Source organism: Bradyrhizobium zhengyangense, from assembly GCF_022012435.1.
GTDB classification, from domain to species: domain Bacteria; phylum Pseudomonadota; class Alphaproteobacteria; order Rhizobiales; family Xanthobacteraceae; genus Bradyrhizobium; species Bradyrhizobium zhengyangense.
On sequence record NZ_JAKLUA010000005.1, the window covers coordinates 247,714 to 262,691 of the forward strand.

Annotated in this window: 14 protein-coding genes; 12 read left to right on the forward strand and 2 right to left on the reverse strand. The window is 63.8% G+C overall.

The features are described from left to right. The first annotated feature begins 56 nt into the window (after positions 1-56). The 9 genes from L6637_RS18245 to L6637_RS18285 all read left to right on the forward strand — a co-directional run bounded on the left by L6637_RS18245 (position 57) and on the right by L6637_RS18285 (position 9,968). Entirely contained in the window at positions 57-923 is an 867-nt protein-coding gene (locus L6637_RS18245) for an IclR family transcriptional regulator (protein WP_237863151.1), read from the forward strand. Between the two features lie 66 nt (positions 924-989). Beyond that, entirely contained in the window at positions 990-1,787 is a 798-nt protein-coding gene (locus L6637_RS18250; protein ID WP_237863152.1) for an ABC transporter ATP-binding protein, read from the forward strand. After that, positions 1,784-2,497, forward strand: coding sequence for an ABC transporter ATP-binding protein (locus tag L6637_RS18255; RefSeq protein WP_237863153.1), 714 nt, complete (start codon positions 1,784-1,786; stop codon positions 2,495-2,497). The genes L6637_RS18250 and L6637_RS18255 overlap by 4 nt, the downstream gene beginning before the upstream one ends. 12 nt (positions 2,498-2,509) lie before the next feature. Next, on the forward strand, positions 2,510-3,388 hold the full coding sequence (locus tag L6637_RS18260) for a branched-chain amino acid ABC transporter permease (protein ID WP_237863154.1): 879 nt from the start codon (positions 2,510-2,512) through the stop codon (positions 3,386-3,388). 2 nt (positions 3,389-3,390) lie between these two features. Further along, positions 3,391-4,407 carry a branched-chain amino acid ABC transporter permease gene (locus L6637_RS18265; RefSeq protein WP_237863155.1) on the forward strand — a complete coding sequence of 339 codons (1,017 nt, stop codon included), beginning with the start codon at positions 3,391-3,393 and terminating at the stop codon, positions 4,405-4,407. 40 nt (positions 4,408-4,447) lie between these two features. Next, positions 4,448-5,677, forward strand: coding sequence for an ABC transporter substrate-binding protein (locus tag L6637_RS18270; RefSeq protein WP_237863156.1), 1,230 nt, complete (start codon positions 4,448-4,450; stop codon positions 5,675-5,677). Between the two features lie 120 nt (positions 5,678-5,797). Further along, positions 5,798-7,024: an ABC transporter substrate-binding protein gene (locus tag L6637_RS18275; RefSeq protein WP_237863157.1), complete on the forward strand. Its 1,227-nt coding sequence runs from the start codon at positions 5,798-5,800 to the stop codon at positions 7,022-7,024. A gap of 227 nt (positions 7,025-7,251) precedes the next feature. Next, positions 7,252-8,481 carry an ABC transporter substrate-binding protein gene (locus tag L6637_RS18280; RefSeq protein ID WP_237863158.1) on the forward strand — a complete coding sequence of 410 codons (1,230 nt, stop codon included), beginning with the start codon at positions 7,252-7,254 and terminating at the stop codon, positions 8,479-8,481. A 203-nt stretch (positions 8,482-8,684) separates the two neighbouring features. Then, positions 8,685-9,968 (forward strand): glycerate kinase type-2 family protein, encoded by a 1,284-nt coding sequence (locus L6637_RS18285; protein ID WP_237863159.1) that lies wholly within the window; start codon positions 8,685-8,687, stop codon positions 9,966-9,968. Positions 9,969-10,013: 45 nt separating this feature from the next. Here L6637_RS18285 and L6637_RS18290 read toward each other — a convergent pair whose 3' ends face one another. Beyond that, on the reverse strand, positions 10,014-10,547 hold the full coding sequence (locus tag L6637_RS18290) for a MarR family winged helix-turn-helix transcriptional regulator (protein ID WP_237863160.1): 534 nt from the start codon (positions 10,545-10,547) through the stop codon (positions 10,014-10,016). A gap of 179 nt (positions 10,548-10,726) precedes the next feature. Between L6637_RS18290 and L6637_RS18295 the strand changes: the two genes are divergently transcribed. From L6637_RS18295 to L6637_RS18305, 3 genes are read left to right on the forward strand one after another with little or no spacing between them, the layout of a single operon-like run. After that, on the forward strand, positions 10,727-11,767 hold the full coding sequence (locus tag L6637_RS18295) for a branched-chain amino acid ABC transporter permease (RefSeq protein WP_237863161.1): 1,041 nt from the start codon (positions 10,727-10,729) through the stop codon (positions 11,765-11,767). Positions 11,768-11,774: 7 nt separating this feature from the next. Then, entirely contained in the window at positions 11,775-13,544 is a 1,770-nt protein-coding gene (locus L6637_RS18300) for a branched-chain amino acid ABC transporter ATP-binding protein/permease (protein ID WP_237863162.1), read from the forward strand. Continuing rightward, entirely contained in the window at positions 13,541-14,272 is a 732-nt protein-coding gene (locus L6637_RS18305; RefSeq protein WP_237863163.1) for an ABC transporter ATP-binding protein, read from the forward strand. Before L6637_RS18300 ends, L6637_RS18305 begins: the two co-directional genes overlap by 4 nt. Before the next feature lie 52 nt (positions 14,273-14,324). On the opposite strand, the gene L6637_RS18310 is transcribed toward L6637_RS18305, so the two are convergent. Further along, positions 14,325-14,867, reverse strand: a complete 543-nt coding sequence (locus L6637_RS18310) for a disulfide bond formation protein B (RefSeq protein ID WP_237863164.1) — start codon at positions 14,865-14,867, stop codon at positions 14,325-14,327. Positions 14,868-14,978 lie beyond the last annotated feature (111 nt).

The window sequence follows — 14,978 nt, forward strand, 5'->3', positions numbered from 1 at the left end:
AGGGTTATTTTGAAGCACGGACGTTGTCAACGACTCCGCGCAAGAGCAGATCAGGGATGAAGCGTACAGGAAAGAAGACTGCGACCGATCGGAATTTCGTCGTCGCGCTTTCCCGCGGGCTTGATGTATTGCGCGCATTCCAACCGAGCGACGGACTTCTTGGCAATCAGGAGATTGCTGCCCGCACCAACCTGCCGAAGCCGACGGTTTCGCGGCTGACCTACACGTTGACGAAGCTCGGCTATCTGACGCCGGTTCCCCGTTTCGAGAAATATCAGCTGGCGCCGGCCGCGATGGCGCTGGGTTACGCGGCGCTCGCCAATCTCGGCGTTCGGCATTTGTCCGAGCCGTTCCGCGAGGAAATGATGCGCGCCACCGGTGGCGCCGTCGCGATCGGCGGCCGCGACCGTCACAGCATGATCTATTTCGGACAGAGCCGCGGCAGCGAGACCGTCGGCGTTCAACTTGACGTCGGCTCGCGCGTGCCGATTGCAACCACCGCGATGGGTCGCGCCTATTTCTGGGCGCTGGGCGAGGACGAGCGCACCGAGCTGTCGCGCGTGCTGCGCGAACATTACGGCAGCCGCTGGCCGAAGATGCGCGACGGGCTGGAGCGTTCCGGCGAGATGGTCGCCAAGCACGGCTTCGCGATCTCGGTCGGCGACTGGCACGACGACATCGGCGCCGCCGGCGTCGCGCTCAAGCTCAACGACGGAACCGGGCCTTACGCATTCAATTGTGGCGCGCCGGCATTCCGCTTCACGGAAGAACGATTGATCAACGACATTGGACCGCGTCTGCTTGCGATGGTAAGGAACATCGAAGCGACACTGGGGGGTCTGATGTCGCTATCCAAAAAAGACGACAGCAAAAAGCTGAAATCAGGAGGGAAAGTTGCGCGTGTGGCCGAGGGGATCAGATAGCCTTTGTCATGTCAGGGTGCGGTTCGCATCGCCCCTTCGCCCACTGTCGAGTGTGGGCGAGACGAGATGACGCAGGCACAGCTCGCGCAGGGGACATCGCCTCTGCTCGCGGTTCGCGACGTCAGCGTCGTGTTCGGCGGCATCGTCGCGCTCAACGGCGTGTCCTTTGACATGCTCAAGGGCCAGATCCTCGGATTGATCGGCCCCAACGGCGCCGGCAAGACAACGCTGTTCAACTGCCTGTCCCGCCTCTACCAGCCGTCGTCGGGCGATATCCTGATGGAAGGCGCGAGCATCTTGAAGCGTCAGCCGCACCGGATCGCCGAGATCGGCATCGGCCGCACCTTCCAGAACGTGGCGTTGTTCCCGAACCTGTCGGTGATGGACAATGTCCGCGTCGGCACCCATGCCCGAACCTCCTCCGACATCATCAGCGACTCGCTGCGCCTCGCCTGGATTCGCCGCAGCGAAAGCAGCGTGAACAAGAAGGTGCACGAGATCCTCGCCTATCTCGATCTCGAGGACGTCGCCCACACCACCGTCTCCGGCCTGCCGTTCGGCACGCAGAAGCGCGTCGAATTGGCGCGGGCGCTCGCGGCGGACCCGAAGATCCTGCTGCTCGACGAACCCGCCGGCGGCCTTAACCACGAGGAGGTCCACGTCCTCGGCGACCTCATCCGCCGCATCCGCGACGAACGCGGCATGACCGTGCTGCTGGTCGAGCACCACATGGGCCTCGTGATGTCGATCGCCGACCACGTCGTCGCGCTGAACTTCGGCAAGAAGCTCGCCGAAGGCACGCCCGCCCAGGTGCAGGTCGACCCCGACGTCATCAAGGCCTATCTCGGGAGCAAGGACCAATGACGACGCTGCTCAACGTCAAGGACCTGCGCGCCTATTACGGCCAGGTCCAGGCGCTCCATGGCCTCACCTTCTCGCTCAACGAGGGCTCGCTGACGACGCTGCTCGGCGCCAACGGCGCCGGCAAGACCACGACGCTGCGCGCGATCTGCAACATGGTGCGCTCCACCGGCGGCATCGAGTTCGACGGCAAGCCGCTGAACAACCGCTCCACCGAGAGCATCGTGCGCTACGGCATCGCCCACGTGCCGCAGGGCCGCGGCACCTTCACCACCATGACGGTGGAGGAGAATCTCCAGCTCGGGGCCATCACCCGCAAGGACAATGCCGGCATCGTTTCCGACATCGAGCGCATGTACGCGCATTTCCCGGTCCTCAAGCAGCGGCATACCCAGCAGGCCGGCACGCTCTCCGGCGGCGAGCAGCAGATGCTCGCGGTCGCGCGCGCGCTGATGCTGCGGCCGCGGCTGATGCTGCTGGACGAGCCGTCCTTCGGCCTCGCGCCGCTGGTCGTGCGCGACCTGTTCGGCATCCTCGGCAAGATCAACCGCGAGGACAAGGTGTCGATCCTGGTGGTCGAGCAGAACGCCCAGCTCGCACTCGAGCTCGCCGACCAGGCCTATGTGATCGAGACCGGCCGTATCGTGATGTCGGGCAATGCCAAGGACATCGCGAACAACGAAGAAATCCGCAAATCCTATCTGGGTTACTGAGGAGCCGGCACGATGGAGCTGTTTACCAACCAGGTGCTGGCCGGCATTGCCACCGGTGCGATCTACGCCTGCATGGCGCTCGCCGTGGTCATGATCTACCAGGCCATCGACCATCTCAACTTCGCGCAAGGCGAGATGGCGATGTTCTCGACCTTCATCTCCTGGCAGCTGATGCAGTGGGGCGTGCCCTATTGGGGTGCCTTTGCGATCACGCTGGCGTTGTCGTTCATCGGCGGCATCGCCATCGAGCGCATCCTGTTCAAGCCGCTGGCGAAGGCGCCTGTTCTGACCAACGTCGCCGGCTTCATCGCGCTGTTCGCGATCATCAACTCGTCGGCCGGCCTGATCTGGGACTTCACCATCAAGCAATATCCGACCCCGTTCGGCTCCTCGCCGTTCCTCGGCAGCCAACTGATCTCGACCCACCAGGCCGGCATGATCGGCGTTACCGTGCTGCTGCTGCTCGGCCTGTATTTCTTCTTCCAGTACACCAGGATCGGCCTTGCCATGCGCGCGGCCGCCTCGGTGCCTGAATCGGCGCGCCTCGTCGGCATCAACACCTCCTGGATGATCGCGCTGGGCTGGGGCATGGCGACCGCGATCGGCGCGATCGCCGGCATGCTGATCGCTCCCGTCGTGTTCCTGGAGCCCAACATGATGGGCGGCGTGCTGATCTACGGGTTCGCGGCAGCCGTGCTCGGCGGCCTGACCAGCCCGTTCGGCGCCGTGGTCGGCGGCTTCCTGGTCGGCATCTTCGAGAACCTCGCCGGCACCTACATCCCCGGCGTCGGCAACGAGCTGAAACTCCCGATCGCGCTCGCGCTGATCATCTCCGTCCTGGTCGTCAAACCCGCTGGTCTGTTCGGCCGGCACATCGTCAAGCGAGTTTGATCATGAGCGCTGTCGAAGACGTCGTCACGGAAGCCCCGGCCGTCGAGGCCGTGCCGAAGCGGGCCATGACGCTGGGCACAGGCACCTCGGTGGTGGTGCTGCTGCTGCTCCTTGTCGTGCCGGTGTTCGCGAAGAATTTCGTGATCTTCCAGCTGACCCAGCTGCTCTATCTGGGCCTTGCGGTGCTGGCGCTGAACATCCTGACCGGCGGAAGCGGTCAGTTCTCGCTCGGCCAGAGCGCGTTCTACGGCATCGGCGCCTACATCACTGCCGTGATGATGGAGCAGTTCAACATCCCCTACTTCCTCTGCCTGCCGGTCGCGGGCGTGCTCTGCTTCGGCGTCGGCTTCCTGTTCGGCCAGCCGGCGCTGCGGCTCTCCGGCGTTTATCTCGCGCTCGCGACCTTCGCGCTCGCCACCGCAATGCCGCAGCTGCTCAAGCTGAACTTCCTCGAGCCGTGGACCGGCGGCGTGCAGGGCCTCGTCGTCACCAAGCCGGATGCGCCGTTCGGGCTGAAGATGTCGCAGGACATGTGGCTCTACTACTTCACGCTCGTCGTCGTGCTCGCGATCTACATCTTCTCCGTCAACCTGCTGCGCTCCCGCTCGGGCCGCGCCTTCATGGCGATCCGCGACAACGAGATCGCGGCCTCCGCCATGGGCGTCAATGTCGCGCTCTACAAGACGCTCGCCTTCGGCGTCTCCGCCGGCATCACCGGCGTCGCCGGTGGCCTCAGCGCCATCGCGGTGCAGTTCGTCGCCCCCGACAGCTTCACCATCACGCTTGCGATCCAGCTGTTCCTCGGCATGGTCGTCGGCGGCGTCGGCTGGCTGCCGGGCTCGATCGTCGGTGCCGCCTTCATCATCTTCGTGCCGAACATCGCGGAGGGCATCTCCAAGGGCCTCTCCGGCGCCGTGTTCGGCGTGCTCCTGTTCCTCGTCATCTACCTCGTGCCGCATGGCGCAAGGCAGGTCGCGATCCTGGGCCAGCAATTCGCGGGCAGGTTCAGAAAGAACTGACCCCATCACCAAGACTGTCGTTTCAACCAAGGAGACCCAATTGACTTTCGTAAGAACACTGCGAACCGCCGCACTCATAACGGCGGTCGCCACGCTCGCCTCCACCGCAGCCCTCGCCCAGAAGAAATACGACACCGGCGCGACCGATACCGAGATCAAGATCGGCAACATCATGCCGTATAGCGGCCCGGCGTCGGCCTACGGCATCATCGGCAAGACCGAAGAAGCCTATTTCAAGATGATCAACGACAAGGGCGGCATCAACGGCCGCAAGATCGTCTACGTCACCTATGACGATGGGTATTCGCCGCCGAAAGCCGTGGAGCAGGTCCGCAAGCTGGTCGAGAGCGACGAGGTGCTCGCCGTGTTCAACCCGCTCGGCACACCCTCGAACAGCGCGATCCAGAAGTATCTCAACGCCAAGAAGATCCCGCAGCTGTTCGTCGCCACCGGCGCCACCAAGTGGAACGACCCGAAGAACTTCCCCTGGACCATGGGCTGGCAGCCCTCCTACCAGAGCGAAGCGCAGATCTATGCGAAATGGCTGATGAAGGAGAAGCCCAACGCCAAGGTCGCGATCCTCTATCAGAACGACGATTTCGGCAAAGACTACCTCAAGGGCACCAAGGACGGTTTCGGCGCCAAGGCTGCGTCCACCATCATCATGGAGGAGAGCTATGAGGTTTCCGAGCCGTCGATCGACGGCCACATCGTCAAGATCAAGGCCGCCAATCCCGACGTGCTGCTGATCTACACGACGCCGAAATTCGGCGCCCAGACCATCAAGAAGACCGCCGAGCTCGGCTGGAAGCCGCTGCAGATCATCACCAACGTGTCGGCCTCGGTCGGCAGCGTGATGAAACCGGCCGGTTTCGAGGCCTCCCAGGACGTGCTGTCGGCGGCTTACGCCAAGGACGGCGCCGATCCGCGCTGGGCCAACGATGCCGACATGAAGAAGTGGGTCGAGTTCCTCGACAAGTACATGCCCGGCGCCGACAAGACCGACTCCAGCGTCGTCTACGGCTATGGTGCCGCGCAGACGCTGGTCAAGGCGCTGGAACAATGCGGTGACGACCTCACCCGCGCCAACCTGATGAAGCAGGCGGCGAGCCTGAAGGATTTCGCGCCGGACACGCTGCTGCCCGGCGTCAAGATCAACACGGGTCCGAGCGACTTCGCCCCGATCAGCCAGCTGCAGATGCAGCGTTTCAAGGGCGAGAAGTGGGAACAGTTCGGCGACATCATGAACGGTGACGTCGCGCCGGAATAACTCACTGAGGCAATAGTCCGAATTTGACAAAGCCCCCGCGAGCGATCGCGGGGGCTTTTTGTTGACGTCTTGCATCAATCTTGTTCAATGCGACGCCGATCCAGGTGAGGCAGGAGTGAAATGGTCGTCGTTCGATTTCAGGTTGCGGTGATTTCGGCCGCATTCGCGTTGTGCACTGCGATGAGCAATCCCGCGCTGGCACAGAAGTCCTACGACAGCGGCGCCTCCGATACCGAAATCAAGATCGGCAACATCATGCCCTATAGCGGGCCCGCCTCCGCCTATGCCGTGATCGGCAAGGCCCAAGAGGCCTATTTCAACAAGGTCAATGCCGAGGGCGGCATCAACGGCCGCAAGATCAAGTTCATCTCGTATGACGACGCTTACTCGCCGCCGAAGACGGTGGAGCAGGCGCGCAAGCTGGTCGAAAGCGACAACGTTCTGTTGATCTTCGGCTCGCTCGGCACCTCCACCAACGGCGCCATCCGCAAATACATGAACGAGAAGAAGGTGCCGCAACTCTTCGTGGCGAGCGGCGCGTCCAAGTGGAACGATCCGAAGCAATATCCCTGGACCATGGGCTGGCAGCCGAGCTACGCGGGCGAGGCGAAGATCTACGCCAAATACATCATGAAGGAAAAGCCGGACGCGAAGATCGGCGTGCTCTACCAGAACGACGATTTCGGCAAGGACTATCTGAACGGACTGAGGGAAGGGCTTGGGCCCAAGGCCTCGATGATCGTGCTGGAGGAGTCCTACGACACCTCCGAGCCCGCGGTCGACGAACACGTCGTGAAGCTGAAGGCCGCTGGCGCCGACGTCCTCATCAGCGTCACCACGCCGAAATTCGCGGCGCAGGCGATCAAGAAGGCGGCCGAGATCAACTGGCATCCGATCCACATCATCTCCAACGTCTCGGCTTCCGTCGGCGGCGTGATCGAGCCCGCGGGCTTCGAGATCTCGCAAGGCATCCTGTCGGCGACCTACATCAAGGACGGCTCCGACCCGCAATGGAATGCCGATGACGGCATGAAGAGGTTCTACAACTTCGTGTCGGAATTTGATCCAAAGGCCAACAAGCACGACGCCGCCGTGGTGTTCGGCTATGCTACCGCACAGACCATGGTCAAAGTGCTGCAGATGTGCGGCGACAACCTCACCCGTGACAACGTCATGAAGCAGGCCGCAAACCTGAAGGACTTCGCGCCCGATACGCTGCTGCCCGGCATCAAGATCAACACCGCACCCGACGATTTCGCCCCGATCGAGCAGCTTCAGATGATGCGGTTCAAGGGCAAGGCCTGGGAATTGTTCGGCGACATCATCTCGAGCGACCCCGGCCACTAACGGCAACCCAGAATAGCCGGGCTTGACTCGAGCAACTCAAGACAGTCGGCCTTCTCGCAATTGCACAGGCGCCCCTGACTACTAAAGGAGCAGACCCTGCGACCTTGTCGCAGGGTCTTTGTGTTGAAGGCGAAAGGCAAATCGTATTGAATTGCACTCGCGCGGCCCAAAAACAATCAAGCCAAAAAAAGGAGCGCACACACACCAAGAAAAATAGGGAGATTGGAATGCCCGCTGTCACCGGCAAGCTTGCAGCCGCATCACTGGCGCTCGCGCTCATTGCAGCCACGACCTCCATCGCATCGGCCCAGAAGAAATACGATACCGGCGCGACCGATACCGAGATCAAGATCGGCAACATCATGCCTTACAGCGGACCGGCCTCCGCCTACGGCATCATCGGGCGGACCGAAGCCGCCTATTTCAAGAAGATCAATGACGAAGGCGGCATCAACGGCCGCAAGATCAACTTCATTTCCTACGACGACGCCTACTCACCGCCGAAGACAGTCGAGCAGGCGCGCAAGCTGGTCGAGAGTGACGAGGTGCTGTTCATCTTCAACTCGCTCGGCACACCGCCGAACTCGGCGATCCACAAATACATGAACACCAAGAAGGTACCGCAGCTGTTCGTCGCCACCGGCGCCACCAAGTGGAACGACCCGCAGAACTTCCCGTGGACCATGGGCTGGCAGCCCAACTACCAGAGCGAGACGCAGATCTACGCAAAGTGGCTGCTCAAGAACAAGCCCGACGCCAAGATCGCCGTGCTCTATCAGAACGACGATTACGGCAAGGACTATCTGAAAGGCCTGAAGGATGGTCTCGGCGCCAAGGCCGCGTCGATGATCGTTGCCGAGGAGAGCTACGAGACCTCCGAGCCGACGATCGACAGCCACATCGTCAGGCTGAAGTCGACCGGCGCCAACGTCTTCATGAACATCACGACGCCGAAATTCGCCGCACAGGCGATCAAGAAGAACGCCGAGATCGGCTGGAAGCCGCTGCACTTCCTCAACAACGTCTCCGCCTCCGTCGGCAGCGTGATGAAGCCCGCCGGCTTCGAGAACGGCCAGGACATCATCTCGGCCGACTATCTCAAGGACGTGTCCGATCCTGAATGGAACAACGACGCCGGCATGAAGGAGTTTATGGCCTTCATGGACAAGTACTTCCCGGACGGCGACAAGCTCGACAAGGGCACCATCGTCGGCTTCGCGGTGGCACAGACGCTGGTCCACGTGCTGAAGAACTGCGGCGATGATCTCACCCGCGAGAACATCATGAAGCAGGCAGCCAGCATGAAGGACTTTCGCACCGAGGCGCTGCTGCCCGGCATCAAGATCAACACCGGCCCGAACGACTTCGCGCCGATCAGCCAGCTCCAGCTCGAGAAGTTCAAGGGCGAGCGCTGGGAACTGTTCGGCGACGTGATCAGCGCCGACGCCGGCGGCTAATACCCATACAGTTTGCGGCGCTACCAAGCCCCCTGCGAGGAGATCGCAGGGGGCTTTTTGTTGCGCCTGTTATCATTACGCGATTGCACAATCGAATGATGGTAAAGGCTGCTTACCCTTTTGCGCCCGATGCGCTAGGCAGGGCATGGCGACGTCCTCGCCACAGCTTTAGTCTGCTCAAGAGTTAGCCGAAGGCCATCGTCATGACCGACCGACGTCCCCTGCTCCGCGCGCTCTATGATGCTGCCGTTGCCGCCGCCCATCCGAACACGATCCTGGCGCCTCATTTGCGTGCCGCGCCGAAGGGGCGCGTGATCTGCCTCGCCGCCGGCAAAGGCGCCGCCGCGATGGCTGCGGCCGCGGAGCGGCACTATCTCGACATGCTCAAGCTCGCGCCGGAACGCCTCGTCGGCATCGCCACGACACGCCACGGCTACGGCGTGCCGACGCGCCGGATCCGCGTGGTCGAGGCCGGTCATCCCGTACCCGACGAAGCCGGCCTGAAAGGCGCGGCCGATACGCTCGCGCTGGCCGGCGAGGCCGGCCCCGACGATCTGTTGCTGGTGCTGCTCACCGGCGGCGGTTCGGCGAACTGGATCGCGCCGGCGGACGGCATCAGCTTTGCGCAGAAGCAGGCGGTCAACAAGGCGCTGCTGCGCTCGGGCGCACCGATCGGCGAGATGAATGTCGTGCGCAAGCATCTGTCGCGCATCAAGGGCGGACGCCTGGCGCGCGCCGGCCGGAACGCCGCCGAGATCGTGACGCTCGCGATCTCCGACGTGCCTCATGACGATCCCTCCGCGATCGCCTCTGGTCCCACCGTGCCTGACACAACCACGCTTGCGGATGCGCGCGCGATCGTCGCGAAGTACAAGCTCACCATCGACGATGCCGTAGCCCGCGCGCTCGACGATCCCGCCAATGAAAGCGCCAAGCCCGGCGATGCGGCCTTCGCGCGGGCCTCGTTCGAGCTGATCGCACGTCCGAAGCAATCGCTGGACGCCGCGGTGAAGCTGGCAAAAGACGCCGGCTACGAGACCATCGACCTCGGCGCCGATCTCGAGGGCGAAGCGCGCGAGGTCGCGGCCGATCACGCCAGGCTCGCGCTTGCCGCCCGCGCGCAAGGCAAGCGCGTCGCCATTCTCTCCGGCGGCGAGCTCACGGTGACCGTGCGCGGCAATGGGCGCGGCGGCCCCAACCAGGAATACGCGCTGGCGCTCGCCTCCCTGTTGAAGGACACACCCGACATCGCCGCGCTTGCCGGCGACACCGACGGCGCCGACGGCGGCGCCGGCCATCCCACCGATCCCGCCGGCGCACTGATCGATGCCGCGACCTTCGCGAGGATGAAGGCGCAAGGGCTTCAGCCGCAGGCCTATCTGGACAACAACGACGCGACGACCTTCTTCGAAGCGACGGGCGATCTGCTCCAGCCGGGTCCGACGCTGACCAACGTGAATGACATCAGGGTGATCTTGGTGGATTGAGGAGGCTGCTCCTGCAGCGTCATTGCGGGCGGTGATAGTCGGGCCTCAAAACTCGTTCGCGATCTTCGAGAGCATCTCGATCAGGGCTTCGCGGTTGGCCTGCCCTAGCAGCTCGTTCAGCCGCGACTCGTGCTTGGTGGCGACCAGCTTTTTCGCCCTCGAAAGCACGGCCTTGCCCTTGTCGGTCAGGACCAGGATGTGGGAGCGGCGGTCATTGGTGGAGCGGATCCGGGCGCAGAGGTCACGGCTCTCGAGATTGTCGAGCAGGGCGACGAAGTTCGGCCGGAGGATGCCGAGGGTGGAGGCGATCTCGGTCTGGTTGCGGCCCGGGTTCTTCTCGACCAGCAGCAGCACGGAGAACTGCGCCGGCGTCAGCTGGAGCGAGGCCATGCAGCGCAGGAAGTTCTCGAACACCTTGAGCTGCGCCCGCTTCAATACGTAGCCGAGCTGCTCGGAGAGCTCCCCGAGCTGGAGGGCTTCGGCAGAACCCTGACCATGGCCCTCGGGCGCGTCCTTGCGGCCCTTGGTCGCGTCACCAGCCTTTTCGGAGGACTTTTCAGCGGTTTTTGAAACGGTCATCGCCTCGTGCTCGCAATCCCGCTAAATTCGGGACGGGTCGTTCGCCCACCCTTGATGTTATATTTGATAATTGTTATGGACTATATCAAATATCGTCAGCGTATTTCAATGGCTGTGAGGGGACCGTCCACCGCAATTGCGGAGACCGGTCCCTAATCTTCAAGGGGGAGCGTCCGGTTTTGAACACCACCATCATGCTGTTCCTGCTGCAGGACGGCATCACCAATGGCGCGATCTATGCGCTGCTCGGCCTGGCGCTGGTGCTGGTGTTCGCCGTCACCCGCGTCATCCTCATACCCCAGGGCGAATTCGTCACCTATGGCGCGCTGACTTATGCCTCGCTGGCCTCGGGCCAGATGCCGGGCACGGCCAAGCTGGCCCTGGCAATGGGCGTCACCGCCTGCGCCTTCGACCTGTTCGTGGCCCGCAAGGCGCTGCATGGCCGGCTGATCCTGCGCAGCGTCGTCGCCAATGTGGTGCTGCCGGCCATCGTGCTTGCGCTGACGATCTACTTTGCTGCCCAGAAGCCGTCGGTCGCGGTCTGCATCGCGCTGTCGCTGGTGATCGTCGCGATGATCGGCCTTTATCTCTACCGCATCGCATTCCAGCCGCTGGCACACACCTCGGTGCTGGTGCTGCTGATCGCCTCCGTCGGCACGCATCTGGCACTCCAAGGCCTGGGCCTGTTGTTCTTCGGCGCCGAGGGCCAGCGCGGACCGGCGGTTCTGTCGGGCGCCTTCACCGCGGGCTCGCTGCGTTTCACCGGCCAGAGCCTCACGGTCTACGGCATCACCATCGCCTTCATTGTCGGTCTCTGGCTGTTCTTCGGCCTGACGCTGTACGGCAAAGCGTTGCGTGCCACCGCCGTCAACCGCCTGGGAGCCCGGCTCGCCGGCATCCGCACCACGCTGTCGGGGCAGATCGCTTTCCTGCTCGCCTCCGTCATCGGCGCGCTGTCGGGCATCATGATCGTGCCGATCACGACGCTCTATTACGACTCCGGCTTCCTGATCGGCCTGAAGGGATTTGTCGCCGCCATCATCGGCGGCCTCGTCAGCTATCCGCTCACGGCGGCCGCGGCCCTGTTCGTCGGCATCGTCGAGGCGTTCTCATCCTTCTATGCCTCCAACTACAAGGAGGTGATCGTGTTCATGCTCCTGATCCCCGTGCTGCTGTTGCGCTCGCTCGCCGCGCCCGCCGTCGAAGAAGAGAAGGACTGAGGCGAAGATGCAGAGCCGGCTTCCCATTCTTGTCTTCGCACTTGTCATGGCGGCGATCCCGTTCATTCCGGGCATGCCACCGTTCTGGATCGTGCTGCTCGACAATATCGGCCTTTCTGCGCTGGTCGCGATGGGCCTCGTGCTGCTGACCGGCGTCGGCGGCCTCACCTCGTTCGGCCAGGCCGCCTTTGTCGGCTTCGGCGCCTACACCACGGCGCTGCTGACGACGGCCTACGGCCTGTCGCCCTGGCTGACCTTGCCGCTGTCGCTGCTGATCAGCGGCCTGTTGGCGGTGCTGCTCGGCCTCGTCACGGTCCGCCTCTCCGGCCATTATCTGCCGCTCGGCACGCTGGCCTGGGGCCTCGGCCTGTTCTACCTGTTCAGCAAGCTGGAGTTCCTGGGGCGCAACGACGGCATCTCGGCGATCCCGCCGCTGTCGATCGGCTCGTTCAAGATGCTCTCACCGGGCTCGATCTATTTTGCGATCTGGGTCGCGGTGACCCTCTCGGCGCTGCTGACGATGAACCTGCTGGATTCCCGCACCGGCCGCGCCATCCGTGCGCTGCGGCGCGGCCATGTCGCCGCCGAGGCCTTTGGCGTGCACACGCCGCGCGCCAAGCTGCTGGTCTTCATCCACGCCGCCGTGCTCGCCGGCCTCTCCGGCTGGCTCTATGCCCATCTGCAGCGCGCGGTGAACCCGACGCCGTTCGGGGCGCAGGCCGGCATCGAATATCTCTTCATCGCGGTGGTCGGCGGTGCCGGCTATGTCTGGGGCGGCGTGCTGGGCGCGGCGATCGTGGTGATCCTGAAGGAGGTGCTGCAGAGCTATCTGCCGCTGATCGTGCCCGGCTCCGGCCAGGTCGAGACCATCGTGTTCGGCATCATGCTGGTGGCGCTGCTCCAGCTTGCGCCCGGCGGCGTCTGGCCCTGGCTGATGTCGTTCCTGCCCGAAAGGTCCGGCGGAAGGAAGCCCGATACCTCACTGAAGCTGGAGCAGCGTCCGCGCGCGTCCGGCCAGTCCAGCATCCTGCTCCAGGTCGAAAAAGCGCGAAAGCAGTTCGGCGGCGTCGTTGCGGTCAACAACGTCTCCTTCGACGTCCAGGCCCGCGAGATCGTCGCGCTGATCGGACCGAACGGTGCCGGCAAGAGCACCACTTTCAACCTGATCACCGGCGTGCTGTCGGCGACGTCAGGGTCGATCTCGGTGCTCGGCAGGAAGGTCGATCGCGCGCCGCCGCAGGAGATCGTCAAGCTCGGCATCAGCAGGACTTTCCAGCACGTCAAGCTGGTGCCCGATATGACCGTGCTGGAGAATGTCGCGATCGGCGCCCATCTGCGCGGCCACTCGGGACCCCTTTCTTCGATGCTGCGGCTCGACCGCGCCGATGAAGCCAAGCTGCTCGCCGAGGCCGCCCGCCAGATCGAACGCGTCGGCCTCGCCGAGCAGATGCATCAGCTCGCAGGATCGCTGTCGCTGGGCCAGCAACGCATCGTCGAGATCGCGCGGGCATTGTGCGTCGACCCGATGCTGCTGCTGCTCGACGAGCCAGCCGCGGGCCTGCGCCACATGGAGAAGCAGCAGCTCGCCAAGCTGCTGCGCGACTTGCGCGACGGCGGCATGTCCGTGCTTCTGGTCGAGCACGACATGGGCTTTGTGATGAACCTCGCCGACCGTATCGTCGTGCTCGACTTCGGCACCAAGATCGCCGAAGGCACGCCCGCCACGATCAAGACCAATCCCGAAGTGATCAAGGCCTATCTCGGAGTGGCGGCATGAGCGCGCTGTTGTCAGTCACCGACGCGCATGTCGCCTATGGCAAGGTCGAGGCCGTGCGCTCGGTCTCGCTCGAGGTCGGCGAGAACGAGATCGTCACCATCGTCGGCGCCAACGGCGCCGGCAAGACCACGCTGCTGTCGGCGATCATGGGCATCCTGCCGCTGAAGGGCCGCGTCGCCTTCGCGGGACGGGACCTCGCCCGGCTCGACATCGAGGATCGCGTCGCGATGGGCCTCGGCCTCGTGCCTGAACATCGCGAATTGTTCGTCACCATGAATGTCGAGGACAATCTCGAGCTCGGCGCCTTCCGTATCGAGAAGAGCCGGGCCAAGGCCTCGATCGAGCGGATCTACACGCTGTTTCCGCGCCTCAAAGAGCGCCGCAAGCAGCTCGCCGGCACCCTGTCCGGGGGCGAGCAGCAGATGCTGGCGATGGGGCGCGCGCTGATGGGCGAACCGAAGCTGCTGATGCTGGACGAGCCGAGCCTCGGCCTTGCGCCGATCATCGTCGCCGACATTTTCCGCATCGTCACCGAGCTCAAGGCCAGCGGCGTCTCCGTGCTACTGGTGGAGCAGAACGCGCAGGCCGCGCTGAAGATCGCGGACCAGGCTTACGTGATGGAGCTCGGCGAGTTCGTCCTGAGCGGCAAGGCCAGCGACATCGCGGCGAACGAACGGGTGGCGGCAAGCTATCTCGGCTTCCAGCACGAAGGCGCGAGCGCGATCTAGGCTCTTTGTTTGAGCATGATCTTTTCGGAAAAGCGCTTCACACTTTTCCGGATCATGCTCGCTGCGCCGTCCGCACGAAGCCCCAGGCGGCGATTGCGGACATCAGCAGCGAGATCAGAACGTTGTAGCCGGCGAGCGAGAGGCCGAGGAAGCGCCACTGCACCTCGTCGCAGCGCACGACCTTGACGGTGTCGAGCCTGGACAAGAGATCGCCGGCACTGCCGAGATTGATGACCGGGCCCGAGCAATCGGTCGGTCCCTTCCAGAACCCCCATTCGACGCCCGAGTGATAGGTGCCCAGACCGGCATTGGCGAGCGTCGCCAGGGTGAGGACCGCGAGCCCTGCCAGCAGCCATGGCCGCGGCGCGCCGCTCCGTGCCGCAAGCGCGGTGAGCGCCCCGAGCGGGATCGCAAGATAATAGGCATAGCGCTGCTCGAGGCAGAGCGGACAGGGCAGGATCTCCAGGACCAGCTGGAAGAACCAGGCGCCCGCGATCGTGGCTGCAGCGATCAGGGTGACGGCCAGCGAAGCAGTCAGCGCGGAGCCGCCGACGGCGGGGCGAAACGCAGGTATTGCGGCACTCTGGGTCGTCACGGTGGCCTCTCCGGCTAGGGGCTTGGATTTAAGCCTCTAACCCCGGCCCAAGCGCCTGTCGAGAACGGCGGGGATCACTTTGGCGCGGGTTGACCCCGCCTTTCCCATGGC